Origin of the sequence: Paraburkholderia fungorum (assembly GCF_046027605.1) — a bacterium.
GTDB classification, from domain to species: domain Bacteria; phylum Pseudomonadota; class Gammaproteobacteria; order Burkholderiales; family Burkholderiaceae; genus Paraburkholderia; species Paraburkholderia fungorum_F.
Window position 1 is genome coordinate 1 of the sequence record NZ_JAQQEF010000027.1, and the last position, 21,773, is coordinate 21,773.

Below are 21,773 nucleotides of genomic sequence, written 5' to 3' on the forward strand. Positions count from 1 at the left end.
AAAGTAGGTGCCCGCCCCGCACAGGGGCGACGCTAATACACCAATATCCATTCAAGGAAAGGCCAACGCCATAGGCAACCAGACAAGCAAGCGCCACGCAGGCAAAAGACCAACCAAAGGCCAACGCCGTAGGCAAACAGAAACAATCGCCGCGCAGGCAAAAGACCAACCAAATCCCAGCGCCGCAGGCACAACCTAATAGCGCCCCCACCCAATTTGTGCTTTACTTTTCGGCAGACCCATAAAAAGCCGTAAACCAGCATCACCCTCATCGGACCTCACGAACAGGCAGCCGAAGGCAAGAAAAAGGTCCGGTCTCACCCCATAAGGAGACAACTTCATGGCGATCAGCATCAGTCTGACGGTGAACGGCGCGCCCATCAGCGCCTCAATCGACCCTGGCACCCTGCTTGTTCAGTTCCTGCGCGATCAACTTCGCCTCACAGGCACGCACATCGGCTGCGACACCGCCCAGTGCGGCGCGTGCACCATCCACCTGAACGGCCGCGCGATCAAATCCTGCAACATCCTCGCAGTCCAGGCCGAAGGCGCCCACATCACCACCATCGAAGGACTCGCCAAAGACGGTGCCCTGCACCCGATGCAAGCCGCCTTCAAACACTGCCACGGCCTGCAGTGCGGTTTCTGTACGCCCGGCATGGTCATGAGCGCGGTCTCACTCGTCGAACGTCAGCCTAATCTCACCGGCGACGAGGTGCGCGCCCAACTCGACGGCAACCTGTGCCGCTGTACGGGATATCACAACATCGTCAAAGCAGTGCTCGAAGGCGCAGAAAGCATGAAATCCTCCGGCACGACCAACGCCCCCGCGAACCCGGCCGCAGCCACCGCGCCAGTTACCGCCTGAGGAGACGACGATGAACGCACCCGAAACCCATCACCTGATCGGCGCCTCCGTCGAACGTAAGGAAGACTATCGGTTCCTCACCGGCAACGGTCAGTACACCGACGACATCGTCCTGCCGCAGCAAACCTGCGCGGTCTTCCTGCGCTCACCGCACGCGCACGCAAAAATCAACAGCATCGACACGGCCGCGGCCAAACAGTCGCCCGGCGTGATCGCGATCTTCACCGGCGCGGACATGGCCGCTGACAACGTCGGCGGCCTGCCGTGCGGCTGGCTGATCCACAGTACCGATGGCAAGCCGATGAACGAGCCGCCTCATCCGATCATTGCGCATACAAAAGTGCGCCACGTCGGCGATCAGGTCGCGCTCGTCATCGCCGATTCGATCAAGGCCGCCAAAGACGCCGCCGAACTGATCGAGGTCGATTACGACGTGCTGCCGGCCGTGGTCGACACCGCTCACGCGGCCGATCCAGGCCAGGCCGCGGTTCACGACGAAGTGCCGGACAACGTCTGTTACAACTGGGGCCACGGCGACAAAGCCGCGACCGACGCCGCCTTCGCCAAAGCCGCACATGTCACCACGCTCGACATCGTCAATAACCGCCTGATCCCGAACGCCATCGAGCCGCGCGCGGTCAACGCGAGCTACTCGGTGCAGGACGACAGCTACACGCTCTACGTCGCAAACCAGAATCCGCACGTGGAACGCCTGTTGATGGCCGCGTTCGTGTTGTCGCTGCCGGAATCGAAACTGCGCGTCATCGCGCCGGACGTCGGCGGCGGCTTCGGGTCGAAGATCTTCCTGTACGCCGAAGACGTCGCGCTGACGTGGGCGTCGAAGAAGATTCGTCGTCCGATCAAATGGACCGCCGAGCGCTCGGAAGCTTTCGTGTCCGACGCGCACGGCCGCGATCACGTGACCAAAGCCGAACTGGCAATGGACGCCGACGGCAAATTCCTCGCGATGCGCATCCATACGATCGCCAACATGGGCGCGTATCTGTCGACCTTCGCGTCGAGCGTGCCGACCATCCTGTACGCCACGCTGCTCGCCGGCCAGTACACGACGCCCGCCATCTACGCCGAGGTGAAAGCAGTCTTCACCAACACCGTGCCGGTCGATGCCTACCGCGGCGCAGGCCGTCCCGAAGCGACGTACGTGGTCGAGCGCCTGGTCGAAACCGCGGCGCGCGAGATGAAACTCGACCCCGCGGAAATCCGTCGCCGCAATTTCATCCGCGAGTTTCCGTATGCCACCCCAGTCGGCCTCACTTACGACACCGGCGACTACGAAACCATCCTCGCACGCTCGCTCGAACTCGCGGACGTGAAAGGCTTCGAAGCGCGCAGGCAGGAATCCGAGAAGAACGGCAAGCGCCGCGGCCTCGGCTACTCGTGTTACATCGAAGCGTGCGGGTTGGCCCCGTCGAACATCGCCGGCGCACTCGGCGCACGTGCCGGGCTCTTCGAAGTCGGCCAGATCCGTGTGCATCCGACGGGTTCCGTCACCGTGTTCACCGGCTCGCACAGTCACGGTCAGGGGCACGAGACAACCTTCGCGCAAGTGGTCGCGGACCGGCTCGGCATTGCGCTGGAAAGCGTCGAGATCGTTCACGGGGACACCGGCCGCATTCCGTTCGGCATGGGCACGTATGGCTCGCGCTCGATCGCGGTCGGCGGCTCGGCGATCATGAAGGCGTTGGACAAGATCGAAACCAAGGCCAAGAAAATCGCCGCGCATCTGCTGGAAGCCGCAGCGGAAGACATCGAGTTCAAGGACGGCGTGTTCCGCGTCGCGGGCACCGATCGCACCAAAGCGTTCGCCGACATCTCGCTCGCGGCGTATGTGCCGCACAACTATCCGCTCGACGTGCTCGAACCGGGTCTCGAAGAAAGCGCGTTTTACGATCCGACCAACTTCACGTATCCCTCCGGCGCGTATATCTGCGAAATCGAGGTCGATCCCGACACGGGCGTGTGCCGCATCCAGCAGTTCACCGCGGTCGACGATTTCGGCAACGTGATCAACCCGATGATCGTCGAGGGCCAGGTGCACGGCGGACTCGCTCAGGGCATCGGTCAGGCGATGCTGGAACGCTGCGTGTACGACAACGAAAGTGGCCAGTTGCTGTCCGGCTCCTACATGGACTACGCGATGCCGCATGCGTCCGATCTGCCGAACTTCACCGTCGAAACCGTGAAGGGCACGCCGTGCACGCACAATCCGCTTGGTGTGAAAGGTTGCGGCGAGGCAGGCGCGATCGGCTCGCCACCGGCGGTCATCAATGCGATCCTCGACGCGCTCGCACCGCTCGGCGTGACCGACCTGCAAATGCCGGCGACGCCGCATCGCGTGTGGTCCGCGATTCACGCCGCGAGTTCAAACGCCAAGCAACCCCACTGAGATCCTGAGCGGAGCATTCGACATGTATTCATTCGAGTATCAACGCGCGACGGATCCGAAAGCGGCCGCCGCAGCCCTCACCGCCGACAGCGACGCGAAGTTTCTGGCCGGCGGCCAAAGCCTGTTGCCGACCATGCGTCTGCGTCTCGCGCAGCCTTCGCAACTCATCGACGTGACGCGCATTCCCGCGCTCAAAGCGATCACCGTCGACGCAAAGTCAGTGACGATCGGTGCGGCCGTTTGTCACGCGGACGTCGCGGATCACTCGGAGCTTCGGCGCGTGTTGCCGGCGCTCGCGGATCTGGCCGCGCACATTGGCGATCGTCAGGTGCGCGCGCTTGGCACCATTGGCGGCTCGCTCGCGAACAACGATCCGGCCGCCTGCTATCCGGCCGCGGCAATGGCCTTGGACGCGACGATCGTCACGGACAGGAGACGGATTGCATCGAGCGATTTCTTCGTCGGCATGTATGAGACCGCGTTGGCCCCCGACGAGCTGATCGTCGCCGTGGAGTTTCCGGTACCCGAGCGCGCGGCCTACGAGAAATTCCGCAACCCGGCTTCGCACTTTGCATTGGTCGGCGTGTTCATCGCGAAGTTCGCGAGTGGCGTGCGCGTCGCGGTGACCGGCGCGGCGTCGGCGGTCTTTCGCGTGCCGGAACTGGAAAGCGCGCTATCGGCGAATTTCACGCCCGACGCCGCGCGAGCAGTGACCGTGTCCGACGCCGATCTGAACACCGACATGCACGCAAGCGCCGAATATCGCGCTCATCTGATTCCGGTGCTGGCCGCGCGAGCGGTGACGAAGGCGAACGGTTAGCGATTCTTGTGGTTTTCGGCTGACGTGGTGACGCGCGTTGGCGCGGCACGGCTGCAACGTTTCGCGGCCGTGCCGCTTTGCTCTCCACGTGCAGATTCAGGAACACCATGCAGCCCGCTTCAATCGACGACACTCTCGCTCAACTCGCCGCCCAAAGCTACTTTGCCAGCCGCGAGCTCGCCACCGCGTTGTATCTCGCACTGCGCATGGAGCGGCCGTTGTTCGTCGAAGGCGAGCCGGGCGTCGGCAAGACCGAACTCGCCAAAGCCGCGGCGGGGATGCTCGGGACCTCGATGCTGCGACTGCAATGCTACGAGGGACTCGACACCGCCAGCGCGCTCTACGAATGGGATTACCCACGTCAGATCATGGCACTGCGTCTGGCCGAGGCCGCCGGTGAGCGGCCCGGCAATGACACACTCTATCGCAGCGAATTCCTGCTGAAGCGTCCGCTGCTGCAAGCGCTGATGCCCGACGAAAATCATCCGGGCGCGCGGCGCGTGCTGCTGATCGACGAGATCGACCGCGCCGACGAACCGTTCGAAGCGTTCCTGCTCGAATTGCTTTCGGACTTCCAGGTATCGATTCCCGAGTACGGCACAGTGCGCGCGACGCAGCCGCCGCTGGTCGTGATGACGTCGAACCGGACCCGCGAAGTACACGACGCGTTGAAACGCCGTTGCCTATATCAATGGATCGGCTATCCCGAGCGCGATCGTGAACTGGAAATCGTCGCCGCGCGGGCACCGCAGACTTCGGCGGAATTGCAACGGCGCGCGGTCGATTTCGTGCATCGGTTGCGTGGAATGGATCTGTTCAAGGCGCCCGGCATCGCCGAAACGATCGACTGGTGCCGCGCGTTGGAAGCGCTGTCGGTGACGGAACTCGATCCGCAATCGGTGCAGAACACCTTGGGTGTGCTGCTCAAGTATCAGGACGATCTGGCGCGCATCGATGCCGCGCAGATCGCACAATGTCTCGCGGCGCCGGGATGAGTGCTCGCTCGACGCCCCCCTCCGTCGACACGACGGACACGACGGACACGTCGGCCGACACGCCGACATTGGCCCGCAACGTCGTGCATTTCGTGCGGGTGCTGCGCGGCGCGGGCTTGCCGATGTCGCCGGCGCAAGCCGTCGACGCACTCGCCGCGTTGCACTGGATCGACCTCGGCCGGCGCGACGATGTACGCGCCGCGCTCGCCACGCTCCTGGTCTGCGCGCCGGACGAACGCGAACTCTTCAACGCCGCCTTCGACCTGTTCTGGCGCGACCCGGATTGGGAAGGCAAGCTGCGCGCGCTGCTGCTGCCGAAAGTCCGCGATGGGCTGCCGCCACCCAAACGCAACAACCGTCTCGCCGACGCGCTTGCCATGCGCACGCCGCCCTCGCCGCATCGCAAGGCGCCGCAACAAACGGAACAGCACGAGCTGCATGCGCACGTCACCTTCAGTGCTGAAGAGCGGCTGCGTCATCGCGATTTCGAAACACTTTCCGCTGATGAATGGCGCACGTTGCGGCATCTGATCCGCGGCCAGCGTCTGCCGCTTGCCACCGAACCGACGCGCCGCCTGAAGGCGGCCTCGCACGGCACGCATGCGGACTTGCGCGCGAGCGCGCGGCAAGCGGTGCGCGCGGGCGGCGACTGGACGGTGTGGAAGTATCGCGCGGCGGTGGAACGCAAACCGCCGTTGGTCTTGCTGCTCGATATCTCCGGCTCGATGAGCAGCTATTCGCGCGCGGTGCTGTACTTCTGCCACGCGCTGCTGCAATCACGTGAGCGCCTGCAGGTGTTTCTGTTCGGCACGCGTCTCACCAATGCAACGCGTGCGCTGCGCGAGCGCGATCCCGACGTGGCTATCGCGGCGCTGACCGATCAGGTTGTCGATTGGTCGGGTGGCACGCGAATCGGTGCGGCACTCGCCGAATTCAACCGACGCTGGGCACGTCGCGTACTGACCGGCAGAGCGACGGTGTTGCTCGTCACCGACGGCCTCGATCATGAAGCGATCGATATGCTCGACACCGAAATGGCCCGCCTGCGCCGCTTCGCATACCGGATCGTGTGGCTCAACCCGCTGCTGCGTTTCAGCGGCTTTTCTCCCAAAGCGCGCGGCGTGCAGGCAATCCTGCCGTATGTTGACGCGCATCGTCCCGTTCATAACCTGGACAGTCTGACGGCGTTCGGCCGCGATCTCGCGCAACTCACACGCGCGCCTCGTCTCACCGGACGTGCCAGGACCACCGCAGGAGCAATACCATGGAATTGAGTGAAACCCATACGCTGCCGGTTTCGCAGCAGCGCGCGTGGGATGCGCTGAACGACACCGGAATCCTGCGCGCCTGCATTCCCGGTTGCGAGAGCATCGACCCGGATGGCGAGAATGCGTACGCGGTGGTGCTGAGCGCATCGGTCGGTCCGGTGAAGGCGCGCTTCAAGGGGCGTATGCTGCTGACCGACATCGAGGCGCCGAACACTTACACGATTGTTTTCGAGGGTCAGGGTGGCGCGGCGGGCTTCGGCAAGGGCAATGCGCGCGTCACGCTCGTACCCGAGGGTGAGACCGCCACGACGCTCACGTACACCGCGACCGCGCAGGTCGGCGGCAAGCTTGCACAGATTGGATCGCGGCTCGTCGACGGCGCGGCGCGCAAAATCGCGGGCGAATTTTTCAAGCGCTTCGGCGCGCAGGTCGGCGGCGCCGCTGATGAAGCCACGGCCCCGGAGGACAGCGACGCTGCAGCCGCCGACGCAGCAGGGCAGAATACAGGATTGAATGAGGCCGCGGACACTGAGTCCGGCGGTGACGGAACGAAGAGGAAGAAATCATGGACAGCGTGGATCTCGAAGTCCTGAAATCCAGCGCACGTTGGCTGGAAGAGGGACATCGCGCGCTACTGGTGACGGTGGTGAAGACGTGGGGCTCGTCGCCGCGTCCCGAGGGCGCGATGCTCGCGGTGCGTGACGACGGATTGGTGGTGGGTTCGGTATCGGGTGGCTGCATCGAAGACGACCTGATCGATCGCGTGCGCCAAAGGGGTATCGAACAGACTCGCCCGGAGGCGGTGAAGTACGGCATTTCAGCGGAAGAAGCGCATCGCTTCGGCTTGCCTTGCGGCGGCACGATCCAGCTCGTGCTGGAGCCGTTGACACCGCAGAGCGGCATTGCCGATCTGTGCAATGCGGTGGAGGACGGCCGTCTGGTGGCACGCGAAGTCGACATGGTGACGGGCGCGGTGCGACTTGATGCCGCGCAGGCGACAGACGGCGTGCATTTCGACGGTGAACATCTGCTGACGATTCACGGCCCGCGCTACCGGATGCTGGTGATTGGCGCGGGGCAGTTGTCGCGCTATCTGTGCCAGATCGCGGTCGGGCTCGATTATCAGGTCACGGTCTGCGATCCACGCGAGGAGTACACAGAGGAGTGGAACATTCCCGGCACGAAGATCGTGCGGACGATGCCCGACGACACGGTGATCGAGATGAAGCTGGACGAGCGGTGCGCGGTGATTGCGCTGACGCACGATCCCAAGCTGGATGATCTTGCTTTGATGGAGGCGTTGAAGACGCCGGCTTTTTATGTGGGTGCTTTGGGATCGAGAAGGAATAATCAGGCCCGTCGCGAGCGGTTGAAGGAGTTCGATCTGAACGATGCGGAGTTGGCCCGGTTGCACGGGCCGGTTGGGATTTATATTGGCAGCCGGACGCCGCCTGAAATTGCGGTTTCGATTCTTGCCGAGGTGACGGCGGCTAAGAATGGGGTTTCGTTGCCGACTTTATTACAGGTTGAGGGCGCTAAGGCCGCGCGGGAGATTTTGGCTTCTGGAGATGCGGCTTGTAGTGTTTGATTTTGTTTTTTGCCTGCGCGGCGCTTGTTGTCTGTTTTTTGCCTGCGGCGTTGGGGTTTGCTTGATTTTGTTTGCCTACGCGGCGCTTCTTGTCTGTGCTTTTATGGTGTGGGCCTTTCCTTGTTTTCTTATTGGTCTATTAGCGTCGCCCCTGTGCGGGGCAGGCACCTACTTTTCTTTGCCTGCCGCAAAGAAAAGTAGGCAAAAGAAAGCGGCTCAAACCGCTAATTCTTAAGCGGGTCCCCCGCACAGCCACGGTAGTGGTGCATATGGAATCTGTGCCCTCGCGCATTCGGCCTAAGTGACAAAGGCGTCATTCTTCCGGCGACGCTGCGCGCGCCGAAACGCATTTCTCAAACCCAATTGCCGCGTTCCGCGCTCACGCTCCATTCGAGCTCCATTCGAGCCCCATTCGAGCCCCATTCGAGCCCCATTCGAGCTTATCAACTTAGTCGATTTATTCGGGTCATTCGGGTCATTCGAGCAATTCACGCAATTCGTGTAATTCGTGTAATTCGTGTAATTCGGTTCATTCAGCATTTCGCCGAGGCGAAGCCGATGGCCCCCGCCGCGTCCAGACGAAGCCACTGGTTTGCATGATTATCCCTTCCGGCGAGCACGGAGGGCGAGGCGGGAAGTATGAGTGCTTTGTCACTCACGCTGAATGCGCGAGGACACGGATTCCAGATGCACCACAACCGTCACTGTGCGGGGGACCCGCTTAAGAATTAGCGGTTTGAGCCGCTTTCTTTTGCCTACTTTTCTTTGCGGCAGGCAAAGAAAAGTAGGTGCCCGCCCCGCACAGGGGCGACGCTAATACACCAATAACAATTCAAGGAAAGGCCAACGCCATAGGCAACCAGACAACCAAAGCACGCGCAGCCCAAACCCTTTATTTAAATTAACCCACAAACCACAGCGGCAACCACTGAGCCGCCAACCAGAACCACCCCCACAACGCGCCGCTTATTCAGTTCGGTCCACAATAAAACACCCGTCAACGACAACAAAATCATCCCACCGGCAATCGTATCGATCAACAAAACCCATCCGACACTCAACCCCACCCCGCGATGCAAATTATTCATCGTCGTGAGAAACGAGTTCTGCGTGCGTTTCACCGCCACAAACCCATTCCCTACCCAATACTCAGCCTGCACATTCTGCGTCGGCCCAAAAATTCCGACCTGCCAAAACTCCGGCTGCATCGCGCTGCGATCGCCCCACGCCACCGCATGCGCCGGCTCGCGCTTTACCCGCCCCGGCTTGCCGTCAATCTTCAACTCGCCCTTAAGCCACTTCACCATCTCCATCGGCGAAACCAGCTTCTTCTCCGGTACGGGAATCTGCATCTCCTCGACCTGCGGCTCGCCCGACGATACCTTCAACGGTCCGCCCCGATGGTTCAGCAAAAAGCCGGTCACGCCAAACATCAAGCCCAGCACCGCGCCCCACAACCCAACCCATCCATGCACCTTGCGCAACCACTTGATGAAATTCGCCCGCCGCGAACGCTGGCGCCGCGCCGCCTGCTCCGCGTCGTCCATCAAATGATGACCCCGCCCCGGCGTGTGAGCGGCGTACTGCGTGCCGCCACCAGCAGCAGGCTTCATGTCGATCGAATCAGGCGCGTTCACATCCAGGCTCCAGGCGCAGCAAGTTAAACCCTCGCCAGCGAGCGATAACAACGCACACGCTCACGCCAGCGGTAAAGAGAAGTGTCGAAAGGAAGGGCCGGACGACCCGGCTTGCGGTCCAGGCCGTCCAGCTGAAAGGCTGGCTGGCAGTCACAGAGGAGGAGAAATGTGACAGAAAGCTGGCGATACCTTTCAATTGAGAATGGCTATCATTACATAGTTAGGGCATTTGCTCAATTGCAATGCGTGGCATCCGCTTGACATCCGGGCGGCGCAATCCGACTCTAGCTGGCGATCCCGTCAACGTTGCCGTTCCGGATACCTGCCCGCCATGCGCCTCTCTTCTTTGCTATGTCTTGCCTCGATCGGCTGGCTTGCCGCCATCCACGCCGCGAGCGCAAGCATCGCGGCCAAGCTGGACGATCCCTATACCAACGAAGGCGAAACGCAGACCTTCACCGTTAACGCCGACGGCTCCTTCGCCAAGCTTGATTCGATGACCCTGCGCGTGAACAACGAAGCTGGCGTCGCACGGGTCGCGCAGCAATACGTCTGGTTCAACCGCAACATGGCAGACGTACAGATCATCGAGGCGTACACGATCACCGCGGACGGCGTGCGTCACGACGTGCAGCCCGAGCAGATCCGTGACGTGCAGGAAGCCCGCTCGTTCGACGCGCCGATGTTTCAGGACATTCAGGAAAAGGTGATCGTGTTCCCCGCCGTCGAGCCCGGCGCCCGCGTGCATCTCACCTATCGCAAGACGCAAAAACAGCCGATCGTGCCGGGCGAATTCAGCGACTTCACGCCGCCCGATCTCGCGCCGACCCACAACTTTCGTCTCATCTACGACCTGCCCGCCGACAAGCCGCTCTATGCCGATGCGCGCGGCTTCACCACGCTGCAACCGGTCACGCGCGACGGCCGCACACGCTACGAATATCGCTACGACAAGGCGCATTTCAGCCGCCTGGAGCGCGGCTCGATTGCGTACGTATCGTACGGCGACCGGCTAATGGTCTCGACCTTTCCGGACTACGCTGCCTTCGCCGCCAGCTACAGGGCATCCGCCGCCGACTCGAGCACACGCGACGCCGCCGTCACGCGTCTCGCGCAAACCCTCACGGCGCGTGACCACACGCCGCGCGACAAAGCCAAGACGCTGTACGACTGGGTGCGCCGCAACGTCCGCTATGTGGCGATCTACGTCGGGCGCGGTTCGGTGGTACCGCACAGCGCAAGCGCGATCCTCGCGAATCGTTACGGCGACTGCAAGGATCACGTCGCGTTATATGGCGCGCTGCTCGACGCGGTCGGCATCCGCAACGAGCCGGCCCTGATCAGCAGCGGCTCGATCTATACGCTGCCGAGCGTACCGGGCTACGGCGTCATCAATCACGCCATCACGTGGCTGCCGGATTTGCAGCAATACGCCGACTCGACGGCGTCGAATGTCGAATTCGGCTTGCTGCCCTCGTCCGATATGAACCGGCCTACCGTGCTCGTCAATCAGGGCTTGGTCGCGCAAACGCCGGCCACCGCATCGATGACGCGCAGCACCGACCTGTCGATCAAGGTCGAGCCGGATGGCTCGGCGAGTTTCACGTATCGGCTGGAAGCATCGGGCGCCTCGGCCGAACAGGCCCGCGCGATGTTGCGCACCCAGACGCCGGCGCAACGTGAGGACTCGATCCAGGCGGAATTACGCGCCGCCAATCTGCGTGGCACCGCCACGCTGACCACCAGCGACCTCGCCGTCGCCGACGGCCCGCTGACGATCACCATGAATGGCACGCTCGAAAGTCTCGTGGTGCCGGGCGCCGCGGCATCGATTCCAGCCCTGACGAGTCTGGCCGGCGGCTTCGAGGCGGACACCCGCTATTGGCTCGGCGAACGGCGGCGCACGCAGCCTTTCGTCTGTCACAACCTGACGTTGCATGAACGCGCGCGCATTGAACTGCCGCCAAATTTCCACGTGCAGGACATGCCTGAAGCGAAGCGTACACAAGACCGCTTCATCGATTTTCAGTCGCAGTACACGTTCGATCCGCTCAGCAACGTCGTGACGATGACGCGCGACGGCGCCACCCATTTCGATAGCGAAGTCTGCACGCCCGACGATTTCGCGCAGATGCGTCCCGCGATCGAAGCGATCGGGCGCGACGTGCGCGCCGAAGTGATTGTTAAATCGACGCTGGTGGAATCGTCGAGTGTGGCGTCGCAGGCGCCGTAGAAGCGCTCACACTCAAACCGGCCAGAGCGGCCCTTCCTCCATCGCGCCGAGCTGCTCGCGCATTTCGAGGATGCGGTCTTCCCAATAGCGCTGCGTGTTGAACCACGGAAACGCCGCGGGAAAGGCCGGGTCGTCCCAGCGGCGCGCGAGCCACGCCTGGTAGTGAATCAGCCGCAACGTGCGCAACGCTTCGACGAGATACAGTTCGCGCGGCTCGAAGTCGCAGAAGTCTTCGTAACCGGCGAGCAGATCCGCCAGCGCACGCGAAGCTTCGGCGCGCTCGCCCGGCAACAGCAGCCACAAATCCTGCACCGCCGGACCCATGCGGCTATCGTCGAAGTCGACGAAATGCGGGCCCGCGTCGGTCCACAACACATTGCTCGGATGGCAATCACCGTGCATCCGCAGCATGCGAATCTCGCCGGCACGCTCGAAGGCGCGTTCGACGCCCTCAAGCGCGAGATTGATCACGGTTTTCCACGCAGTCCGCACGTCGTCGGGCACGAAGCTGTGTGACAGGAGGAAATCGCGCGGCTCGTAGCCGAACGTGTTGATGTCAAGTGTGGGACGCTCGACGTAGTTCTGCGTCTGGCCCACCGCATGGATGCGGCCAATAAACCGCCCCAGCCATTCGAGCGTATCGCGCCGGTCGAGATCAGGCGCGCGTCCGCCGCGGCGCTCGAAGATCGAGAAGCGGAAACCGTCGAAGGTATGCAGCGTGCGGCCTTCGAAAACACGCGCCGGCACCGCCGGAATCTCAAGCGCGGCAAGATCGGCGACAAAGGCATGTTCTTCGAGAATGGCGGCGTCGGTCCAACGCTCGGGACGGTAGAACTTGGCGACCACCGGCGGACCGTCTTCCACGCCCACCTGGTACACGCGGTTCTCGTAGCTGTTGAGCGGCAGCATGCGTCCGTCGGTGTACACGCCGACGCTGCTGAGCACGCTGTCGAGCGCGTCGAGCACGATTTCCGGCTTGAGCCGGGCGAAAGGTACGGCGCTATCGGCGCCGTCCTGTGGGTCGAGAATGTCGTCGTTCATGCCCGCATTGTGCGCCGCGCCGCCGTCAAAGACGAGGGCGCCGGCTCACTTGCGGCTTACAGTCACCTGCAACAGCCATGAAACGGACTCACAAATCGGCTTCAATGCACCTGCGCGCTCGACGGGCGCACCTGCTCGCCTGTATCGATCAGATCTTCAAGGAAAAAGGGTTCAGTGTTGAGATGCTCCGACGTGCCGGGCTCGCCGGCATACCAGGCCACCATGGCCATGTCGCCGAGAATGCGCATGACAATCCCGCGCGCGCCTTGCGGCACGGCGATATGCACCGATCGGACAATGGAACCGATTTGCATGATGTTTCCCCGTTTCTCCCATAGCCGGCTTTATGGTTTCCGCGCCGGTCAAGGTGATGATAAAAGCGCCGCTTCGCCGATAACGTTGCGTACGCACCCAATCTGCTGCGCGTATGACGCGTGAAAGGTTCGAGTCATTGTTCCCGTGTTGCGGGGCCGTGGAAGAGGCGAACTCAAGGTTGTCGACCCGTCGTTTCGCCCTATTCCCATTACAGCGCGCTGGGCCGATGATCTGGGCATAAAGCGTCGTAACGAGACCATCATAAACCCAGCCGGGGCGATATATCAAAATCATGGACCGCCAGAACACCTCCATTAATCCCATCATCGTGCCGGCCGGCCGCCACCGTGGCACGCTCTTTAGCCGCGGCGCGCACCGCGCCGCCGGCTTCGGCTTTCATCGGCCCCACTGACCCATGTGGATTGTCCGTCTGGCGCTGCGGCGCCCTTATACGTTTGTCGTGCTGGCCCTGCTTTTGCTGATCGTCGGTCCGTTGACGATTTTGCGCACCCCCACCGACATCTTCCCCAATATCGACATTCCGGTGCTCTCGGTGATCTGGTCGTACAACGGCCTGCCCGCCGACGAGATGGAACGGCGCATCGTGCTCAACTACGAGCGCGGACTGTCGACCGCGGTCAACGATATCGAACACACCGAGTCGACTTCGCTGAACGGGATCGCGGTGGTGAAGATCTTTTTTCAGCCACACGCGAACATCGACGAGGCGCTGGCCGAAGTCACCGCGCTGTCACAGACGCAATTGCGCTCGTTGCCGCCCGGCATCACGCCGCCGAATATCCTGCGCTACAACGCGTCGACGGTGCCGATCCTGCGCCTCGCGCTGTCGTCCGCTTCGCTCACCGAGCAGGAGCTGTTCGACTTCGGCAACAACTTTCTGAAGACGCAGCTCGCCACCGTGCCGGGCGCATCGGCGCCCCTGCCGTATGGCGGCAAGCAGCGGCAGATCATGGTCGATATCGATTCGCGCAAGCTGCAGGAGCGCAATCTGTCGCCGATGGACGTGGTCAACGCCGTCACCGCACAGAATCTGATCCTGCCTTCGGGTACGGCGAAAATCGGCTCGACCGAATATTCGGTGGAGATGAACGGCAGTCCGGATTCGCTGGAGGGCCTCAATAACATTCCGATCAAATCCACCGCCAACGGCACCGTTTATATTCGCGACGTCGCTCACGTACGCGACGGTTTCCAGCCGCAGACCAACATCGTGCGCGTGAACGGCCAGCGTGCCGCGTTGCTGACCATCAACAAAAGCGGCAACACGTCCACGCTCGACATCGTCGACCGTATCAAGACGATGATGCCGACGCTGCGCAATCTCGTGCCGGCTTCGCTGAACATCGATCCGGTCGCTGATCAGTCGCTGTTCGTGCGTGCATCCGTGCAGGGCGTCCTGCGCGAGGCGCTGATCGCCGCGTGCCTGACTGGCCTGATGATTCTGCTGTTCCTCGGTAACTGGCGCGCGACGCTGATCATCGCCGTGTCGATTCCGTTGTCGATGATCACCTCGATCATTGCACTGTCGATGCTCGGCGAAACCATCAACATCATGACGTTGGGTGGGCTCGCACTCGCGGTCGGCATTCTGGTCGACGACGCGACCGTGGCAATCGAAAACATCAGCCATCAGCTGGAGCAAGGCAAGACGCTGGAGCAGGCGATTCTCGACGGCGCGCATCAGATCGCGATTCCTACCTTGGTGTCGACGCTATCCATCTGCATCGTGTTCGTGCCCATGTTTCTGCTGACGGGCGTCGCGCACTATCTGTTCATTCCGCTCGCCGAAGCCGTGGTGTTCGCGATGCTGGCGTCCTACTTCTTCTCGCGTACGCTGGTCCCGACGCTCGCCAAGTATCTGCTGCGCTATCACCACAAGCCGGCGGATCTGCACCACGCGCCACAGCAAACGCGCAATCCGTTCATGCGCGTGCACTATGCGTTCGAGGGCGGCTTCGCGCGTTTTCGCGAGCGCTACCGCGTTTTTCTCGAAGCGCGGGTGGCGCGCCCGGGTCTGTTCGTGACACTGTTTCTGGTCTGCTGCGGTGCCTCGATGCTGCTGATGCCGTTTCTCGGCCGTGACTTCTTTCCGGCAGTCGATGCGGGGACGATCGCGCTGCATCTGCGTGCCAAAACCGGCATGCGGGTCGAGGAGACCGCGGTGGTGACCGATCGCGTCGATACGCGCATTCGTCAGTTGATACCGCCGGCCGAGTTGCATTCGCTGATCGACAATATCGGCTTGCCGGTCTCGGGCATCAACCTCTCGTACAGCAACACCGGCACGATCGGCACCTCGGATTCGGACATCCTCATCACGCTGAATCCCGATCATCATCCGAGCGCGGACTACGTGCGCACGCTGCGCCGAACGCTCACCGACGAATTCCCCGGCGTGCAGTTCGCCTTCCTGCCCGCGGATATCGTCAGTCAGACCCTCAACTTCGGCATGCCCTCGCCGATCGATATTCAGATCGTCGGACGTGACGTCGCCGGCAATCGCGTGTTCGCCGCGCAGTTGCTGAATCGCTTGCGCACAGTGCCGGGTCTCGCCGATGCGCGCATCCAGCAGCCCGCCGATTTGCCACGCATCTTTATCGACGTGGACCGCACGCGCGCCCAGCAGGCCGGCTTTTCGCAACGCGACATCGCGAGCAATCTGCTGATTACGCTGTCCGGCAGCCAGCAGACCACGCCGACCTTCTGGCTCAATCCGCGCAACGGCGTCAGCTACAACGTGATCACGGAGGCACCGCAATACACGATCGATTCGCTGCAATCGCTCGCGAACATTCCACTGAACGCGAACGGCCGCAGCAATATCCTCGGCTCGCTCGCCACGATGAAACGCCAGGCGGGCAATGCGGTGCTCACGCACTACAACGCACAAACCACCATCGACATTTTCGGCACCGCGGACGGCCGCGATCTCGGCGGTGTATCCGACGACATCCGCAAGATCATCGACGACAGCAAGGCCGATCTCCCGAAAGGCTCAAGCATCGAGGTGCGCGGCCAGGTGCAGACGATGAACGATTCGTTCTCGGGTCTGTTCACCGGTCTCGTGTTCGCGATCCTGCTGGTGTATCTGTTGATCGTGGTGAATTTCCAGTCGTGGCTCGATCCGTTCATCATCATTACCGCGCTGCCGGGCGCGCTGGCAGGCATCGTGTGGATGCTGTTTCTCACACACACCACGCTGTCGATTCCGGCGCTGACCGGCGCGATCATGTGTATCGGCATCGCCACCGCGAACTCGATTCTCGTGATCAGTTTCGCGCGTGAACAGTTGCTCGAACACGGCGACGCGACACGTGCCGCGATCGAGGCGGGCGTCACGCGTTTCCGTCCGGTGCTGATGACGGCCCTCGCGATGGTGATCGGCATGGTGCCGATGGCCATCGGTCTCGGCGAAGGCGGCGAGCAGAATGCACCGCTCGGGCGCGCGGTGATCGGCGGTTTGACGGTCGGCACGTTGGCTACGCTAATCTTCGTGCCCGTGGTGTTTTCGATGATCTATCGCCGGCTTGCCGCGCGGCGCCAGCGAGCGGCCGAGCACGTGGTGCAAAAGCCATGACGGCCAGCGCACGACACACAGTACGAAACACGAGAGGCAGCGTCGACTGCCCAGGCATTCTGATAGGGGAAGTTTGATGGAAGGAAAACGTCCAGACGGGTCCAACACCGCGCCCAATCCAGCCAGGCAAAAACGCGCACGCTGGATCATCGTGGCGGCGGCCGCGGTGGTGGTCATACTCGCGGTACAAGGCATCTGGTCGCGCCACGACGCGCACGCGGCGCTCGAACGTGATGCTGAACATGCGAGTCAGACGAGCGTTGAAGTCGTGCGCCCGCAGAAGTCGACGGTGGGACTGGACCTCGTGCTGCCCGGCAACGTGCAGGCGTTTCTCGACACGCCGATTTACGCACGCACCAACGGCTATCTGAAGAAGTGGTACGCGGACATCGGCGCCAAGGTGAAGAACGGCCAGTTGCTCGCGGAAATCGACACGCCCGAAGTAGACGATCAACTGCGCGCCGCCCGCGCCGATCTCGCGAATGCGGACGCCAACTACGCGCTCGCGAAAAGCACCGCCGACCGCTGGACTGGGATGCTGCAAAGCAAGTCGGTCTCGAAGCAGGAAACCGACGAGAAAGTCGGCGACATGCTCGCGAAGAAAGGCACGCTGGACGCCGCGCGCTTCAACGTGGCGCGCCTCGAGAAAACGCAATCGTTCCAGAAGGTGTATGCGCCATTCGACGGCATCGTGACGGCACGCAATGTCGATGTGGGCGCGCTGATCGACGCGGGCAGTTCCGGCGGACCGGCGAAGGAACTGTTCCATGTCGCGCAGGCGGACAGACTGCGCGTGTATGTGAACGTGCCGCAAGCATATGCGCTGCAGGTTCGCGCGCAGCAGACTGCGTTTCTGACGCTGACCGAGACGCCATCGAAACACTATCCGGGCACGGTGGCGCGAACGGCTGGCGCCGTCGATCCGCAACAACGGACCATGCTCGTCGAAGTCGATGTGGACAATCGCAATGGCGATCTGCTGCCGGGCGCCTATGCGCAAGTGCATTTCGCCTTGGGTGCGGGCGCGGCACCGTTTACGCTGCCAGGCAACGCGCTGCTGTTCCGGCCGGACGGCGTCAAGGTCGCGACCGTGGATCCACAGCACAAGGTGAAACTGCTACCGGTTTCGCTTGGGACGGACTTCGGTACGCGCGTGGCTGTCGCGTCCGGCTTGCAAGGCAATGAGCAGGTGATTCTGAATCCGCAGGATTCGATCGTCGACGGCGCACCGGTCCGGATCGTGCCGGGGAAAGCGGGGGGTGCTTCGAGTGCCGAGGGTACGGCGGGTGCCTCTGGCGCGGCTGCCGTTGGCGAAGGTGCCGCGGGCGCTTCTGGCGCCGCTGCGGCAAGCGCGCCTGCTGCGCGCGTCGCCAGTCTGCAAGCCGTGAGGGCCGCACTGTGAGCGCGCCGGCATTGCTTCGCCGTTTCGCGGCGCGGCTCACACGTGTAGCGCTGCTTGCCGGTATGTTCGGCTGCTCGCTCTCCGCTTGCACCGTCGGCCCCGACTACGTCAAGCCGCCAGCCACCACCGCCGCGACCTACAAGGAACTCGAAGGCACCGGCTGGAAGCCCGCACAACCCGCCGACACGCTCACGCGCGGCGCGTGGTGGAGCGTCTATGCGGATCCATCGCTCGACGCGCTCGAGCAGCAGGTCGCGAGCGCGAACCAGAACGTACAGGCCGCCGAGGCGCGCTTTCGCGCCGCCCGCGCGACAGTGGCGCAATACCGCTCGAACTTCTTCCCTATTGTCAGCGCGAACGGCGATTATTCCCGCGCGAGGAGCTCGGAGAATGTGCTGCACAAATCGACTGCGGGCCTCACGCTGAACGATTACCTCGTGCAAGCCGATGCTTCGTGGGAACCGGACTTGTGGGGCCGCGTATCGCGCAGCGTCGAAGGCGCGAAAGCCGAAGCGCAGGCGAGTGCCGCCGATGCGCAAGCCGTGCTCCTCTCGATGCAGGCCGAACTGGCGACGGACTACTTCGAACTGCGAGGTTTCGATCAGGAGCGGCAACTTCTCGACGACACGATCAAGGCCTACAAGGAAGCACTCGATCTGACGCAACACCGCTATGCCGGCGGCATCGCCACCGACGCCGACGTCGCGCAGGCGCAAACGCAATTGCAAACCACTCAGGCGCAAGCACTCGACCTCGGCGTGCAGCGCGCGCAACTCGAGCACGCGATCGCGATCCTGATCGGCCAGACGCCCTCGACCTTTTCGCTGCCGGCTGCACCGCTCACCGCAGTGCCGGTGGTCGCGGCGGCCGGCGTGCCATCCGCGTTGCTCGAACGGCGGCCCGACATTGCGTCGGCAGAGCGGCATGTCGCCGATATGAACGCGCAGATCGGCGTGGCAACGGCCGCGTTTTTCCCTAGTCTGATTTTGTCGGTGACGGGTGGGCTCGAAGCGACCAACTACAGCCAATGGCTGTTGGCGCCGAGCCGTCTGTGGTCGCTCGGGCCGGCACTGGCCGGCACGCTGCTCGACTTCGGCGGACGTGCGTCGGTGAAAGAGCAAGCCCGTGCCCACTACGACGAAAGCGTCGCGCAGTACCGCCAGACAGTGCTGACGGCGTTCGGTCAGGTCGAAGACAACCTCGCCGCATTGCGCGTGCTCGAACAGGAAGCCGCCGCGCAAGACGACGCGGTAGCCGCCGCGCAGCGTTCGCTGGCGGTCGTGTCAAACCGCTATAAAAACGGCGCGATTACGTATCTCGACGTCGTGGTGGCGCAAACCACAGCGCTTTCCAACGAACGGAATGCGGTGTCGATCGCTCGCCGCCGGATGGCGGCGAGCGTCGCGTTGGTCAAGGCGTTGGGCGGCGGTTGGGATGCCTCGGCGTTGCCGACCGACGAACAGATCGTGCATCCCGCCGAGCCTGCGAGCGAGGCGGCGGCGCACGGTTAGTGGTCGTGGTCGCGGTTTGAGAATCCACAAGACGCGCAAACCGCGGCGAGCACGCCAGTTGCATGCGTCGCGGCAACGCCCCGTGGCATGTCGCGCGCACTCGTCCGAGTTTTCAGCGTATCCTTAACTCCTTCGACCACCTGCGCTCCCTGGAGATTTTTTCGTGACCGCATCGCCGGAATCTCACCGGACTGCTACCTCGGCTGTTCCTGTTTCACGCGCTACTTTCGCCTCCTCTGCCGTGCCTGACGTCACCAACATCCCTTATCTCGAACGCGGCACGCGAGCCTATTGGCGCGCCAGCATCGCGTTGCTGTTCGCCGGTTACGCGACCTTCTCGCTGCTGTATTGCGTACAGCCATTGCTGCCTGCATTCTCCACGGCGTTCAGCGTCACGCCGGCACAAAGCAGTTTGTCGCTGTCGGTGACGACGGCCGCGCTCGCGCTCGCCGTGTTCGTGGCCGGTTTCGTCTCGGAAGGCTGGAGCCGTCATAAGCTGATGACTGCATCGCTCACACTGTCGGCGCTATTGACGATCGGCGTCTCGATCGCGCCGCACTGGCATCATCTGCTCGTGTTGCGCGCGCTCGAAGGCCTCGCGCTGGGCGGCGTGCCCGCCGTCGCGATGGCGTACCTCGCGGAGGAAGTCCACCCCGATGGGCTTGGTCTGGCGATGGGACTGTATGTTGGCGGCACGGCGATCGGCGGGATGGCCGGGCGCGTGATTACCGGCGTCGTCGCGGATCTGTTTTCGTGGCGCGTGGCAATCGGCACGATCGGCGTGCTCGGCATTCTCTCGATGCTCGCGTTTCGCACGCTACTGCCACCGTCGCGCCATTTCGTGCCGCGTCGCGGACTCGGCTTTGCACATCATCGCGCTGCGCTGCTGAAGCAATTCACGCGGCCCGGCTTGCCGCTGCTGTTTCTGCTCGGCTTCGTGCTGATGGGCAGCTTCGTCACGCTGTACAACTACATCGGTTACCGGCTGCTGGCGCCGCCCTACCAGTTGAGTCAGACCGAGATCGGCGCGATTTTCGTCGTCTATCTGACGGGCGTGATCGCCTCGCCGTGGTCGGGCCGCATGGCCGATACATTCGGCCGGGCGCGTGTGCTGATCGGCGGCCTGCTGCTGATGGCGCTCGGACTGGCGCTTACGATGTTCCATCCGATCGCGACAATTGCAATCGGCATCGCCTGCTTCACGTTCGGCTTTTTCGCCGGACATTCGGTGGCAAGCGGCTGGGTCGGACGCCTGGCGAAAGAAGCCAAGGGACAAGCGGCCGCGCTATATCTGCTCGCGTATTACATCGGCTCCAGCGTGGTCGGTTCCTATGGCGGGCACGTGTGGGCCGGTTATGGCTGGAATGGTGTCGTGGGACTGGTGGGCGTGCTGCTCGTCATTGGCATCGTTGCGGCTGTGCGCTTGCGTCAGCGCGAAGGGACCGCAGGATGAAGGCAGCCCCTGATCGCTCGTTTCGCGAAACCGGACTCGGACACGGCTGGGAGACAAGCCTGAAAAGACGCCCATCGCAGCAGACGGGAACAATCCGCCGCGCATCAAAATGCTCAAAAAAGAAAGCCCAATGTAAGCGAACGCTTCAATTTTTTACGACACTTTTGCTGCGTCGCGTCAATCGCAGCGGCCTTTGCAGCATTGGGTTCAGCAGCCTGCGAAGACGCGCTGCAGCGCCGCAAGCCGTCGTTATGTTGATCTAACCGTCGCCTATACTCGATTCAGGCGTTGGCAGTGCATGACTCCAGAAATAGAGCCGCTGCCCGCGCCAGTACTAGACAAGGAGACGAGTATGACGACCTACTTCACGATTGGCGATTTCATCCTGGTCATCCCGATGGCGCTGGCCGGCGCTCTGTTTGTCGGCGCGCTTCCCTGCAAGACGGAGTTGCGTCACAACGCGCTACGCGTGCTCGGCGCGCTGATCGGCGTGGTGTTCGCCGTCGTGCTGGTCGAGGGCTTGCCTGCGCTGGTGTAGCGGAGTCCGGCGAAGACGGCCTGGACGCTTCGGGGATAGTTCGATCCGGATAGTTCGGTCGACTGAACGCGCAGTCGCTTCGGTCGCTGCGTGGGAAGA

At 62.7% G+C, this 21,773-nt stretch carries 17 protein-coding genes; 14 read left to right on the top strand and 3 right to left on the bottom strand.

Annotation, left to right across the window (positions count from 1 at the left end; genetic code table 11):
* Positions 1-340 precede the first annotated feature (340 nt).
* The 8 genes from PQR53_RS31290 (at position 341) to PQR53_RS31325 (ending at position 8,181) form a co-directional block, all read left to right on the top strand.
* Positions 341-868, top strand: a complete 528-nt coding sequence (locus PQR53_RS31290) for a (2Fe-2S)-binding protein (protein WP_408462959.1) — start codon at positions 341-343, stop codon at positions 866-868.
* Positions 869-878: 10 nt separating this feature from the next.
* Positions 879-3,275 carry a xanthine dehydrogenase family protein molybdopterin-binding subunit gene (locus PQR53_RS31295; RefSeq protein ID WP_408462961.1) on the top strand — a complete coding sequence of 799 codons (2,397 nt, stop codon included), beginning with the start codon at positions 879-881 and terminating at the stop codon, positions 3,273-3,275.
* A 22-nt stretch (positions 3,276-3,297) separates the two neighbouring features.
* The gene (locus PQR53_RS31300; RefSeq protein ID WP_408462964.1) at positions 3,298-4,095 is read left to right on the top strand and encodes an FAD binding domain-containing protein; all 798 of its coding nucleotides are present in this window, start codon (positions 3,298-3,300) and stop codon (positions 4,093-4,095) included.
* A 107-nt stretch (positions 4,096-4,202) separates the two neighbouring features.
* Positions 4,203-5,090 (top strand): AAA family ATPase, encoded by an 888-nt coding sequence (locus PQR53_RS31305; protein ID WP_408462966.1) that lies wholly within the window; start codon positions 4,203-4,205, stop codon positions 5,088-5,090.
* A complete protein-coding gene (locus PQR53_RS31310; RefSeq protein WP_408462968.1) occupies positions 5,087-6,364 on the top strand; it encodes a vWA domain-containing protein in 1,278 nt (425 codons plus the stop codon). The genes PQR53_RS31305 and PQR53_RS31310 overlap by 4 nt, the downstream gene beginning before the upstream one ends.
* The gene (locus tag PQR53_RS31315) at positions 6,355-6,951 is read left to right on the top strand and encodes an SRPBCC family protein (RefSeq protein WP_408462971.1); all 597 of its coding nucleotides are present in this window, start codon (positions 6,355-6,357) and stop codon (positions 6,949-6,951) included. Before PQR53_RS31310 ends, PQR53_RS31315 begins: the two co-directional genes overlap by 10 nt.
* A complete protein-coding gene (locus PQR53_RS31320) occupies positions 6,924-7,946 on the top strand; it encodes an XdhC family protein (protein WP_408462974.1) in 1,023 nt (340 codons plus the stop codon). Before PQR53_RS31315 ends, PQR53_RS31320 begins: the two co-directional genes overlap by 28 nt.
* Complete coding sequence (locus tag PQR53_RS31325; RefSeq protein WP_408462976.1) at positions 7,939-8,181, top strand: hypothetical protein; 243 nt, start codon at positions 7,939-7,941, stop codon at positions 8,179-8,181. The genes PQR53_RS31320 and PQR53_RS31325 overlap by 8 nt, the downstream gene beginning before the upstream one ends.
* 661 nt (positions 8,182-8,842) lie before the next feature.
* Here the strand turns inward: PQR53_RS31325 and PQR53_RS31330 are convergent.
* Positions 8,843-9,583, bottom strand: coding sequence for a PepSY-associated TM helix domain-containing protein (locus PQR53_RS31330; protein WP_408463162.1), 741 nt, complete (start codon positions 9,581-9,583; stop codon positions 8,843-8,845).
* 331 nt (positions 9,584-9,914) lie between these two features.
* Here PQR53_RS31330 and PQR53_RS31335 point away from each other — a divergent pair, with 331 nt between their 5' ends.
* Positions 9,915-11,816 carry a DUF3857 domain-containing transglutaminase family protein gene (locus PQR53_RS31335; protein WP_408462978.1) on the top strand — a complete coding sequence of 634 codons (1,902 nt, stop codon included), beginning with the start codon at positions 9,915-9,917 and terminating at the stop codon, positions 11,814-11,816.
* Between the two features lie 12 nt (positions 11,817-11,828).
* Here the strand turns inward: PQR53_RS31335 and PQR53_RS31340 are convergent, their stop codons facing one another.
* Both PQR53_RS31340 and PQR53_RS31345 read right to left on the bottom strand, forming a co-directional pair.
* Positions 11,829-12,857, bottom strand: a complete 1,029-nt coding sequence (locus tag PQR53_RS31340) for a serine/threonine protein kinase (RefSeq protein WP_408462981.1) — start codon at positions 12,855-12,857, stop codon at positions 11,829-11,831.
* Positions 12,858-12,958: 101 nt separating this feature from the next.
* Complete coding sequence (locus PQR53_RS31345) at positions 12,959-13,171, bottom strand: hypothetical protein (protein WP_035554043.1); 213 nt, start codon at positions 13,169-13,171, stop codon at positions 12,959-12,961.
* A gap of 416 nt (positions 13,172-13,587) precedes the next feature.
* Here PQR53_RS31345 and PQR53_RS31350 point away from each other — a divergent pair, with 416 nt between their 5' ends.
* From PQR53_RS31350 to PQR53_RS31370, 5 genes are all read left to right on the top strand, one after another.
* The gene (locus PQR53_RS31350; RefSeq protein WP_408462984.1) at positions 13,588-16,770 is read left to right on the top strand and encodes an efflux RND transporter permease subunit; all 3,183 of its coding nucleotides are present in this window, start codon (positions 13,588-13,590) and stop codon (positions 16,768-16,770) included.
* Positions 16,771-16,846: 76 nt separating this feature from the next.
* A complete protein-coding gene (locus PQR53_RS31355; RefSeq protein WP_408462986.1) occupies positions 16,847-18,172 on the top strand; it encodes an efflux RND transporter periplasmic adaptor subunit in 1,326 nt (441 codons plus the stop codon).
* Positions 18,173-18,234: 62 nt separating this feature from the next.
* Positions 18,235-19,683 carry an efflux transporter outer membrane subunit gene (locus tag PQR53_RS31360; RefSeq protein WP_408463164.1) on the top strand — a complete coding sequence of 483 codons (1,449 nt, stop codon included), beginning with the start codon at positions 18,235-18,237 and terminating at the stop codon, positions 19,681-19,683.
* Between the two features lie 163 nt (positions 19,684-19,846).
* Positions 19,847-21,136, top strand: coding sequence for an MFS transporter (locus tag PQR53_RS31365; protein WP_408462989.1), 1,290 nt, complete (start codon positions 19,847-19,849; stop codon positions 21,134-21,136).
* 352 nt (positions 21,137-21,488) lie between these two features.
* Complete coding sequence (locus PQR53_RS31370) at positions 21,489-21,674, top strand: hypothetical protein (RefSeq protein WP_120297341.1); 186 nt, start codon at positions 21,489-21,491, stop codon at positions 21,672-21,674.
* The last annotated feature ends 99 nt before the right edge of the window (positions 21,675-21,773 follow it).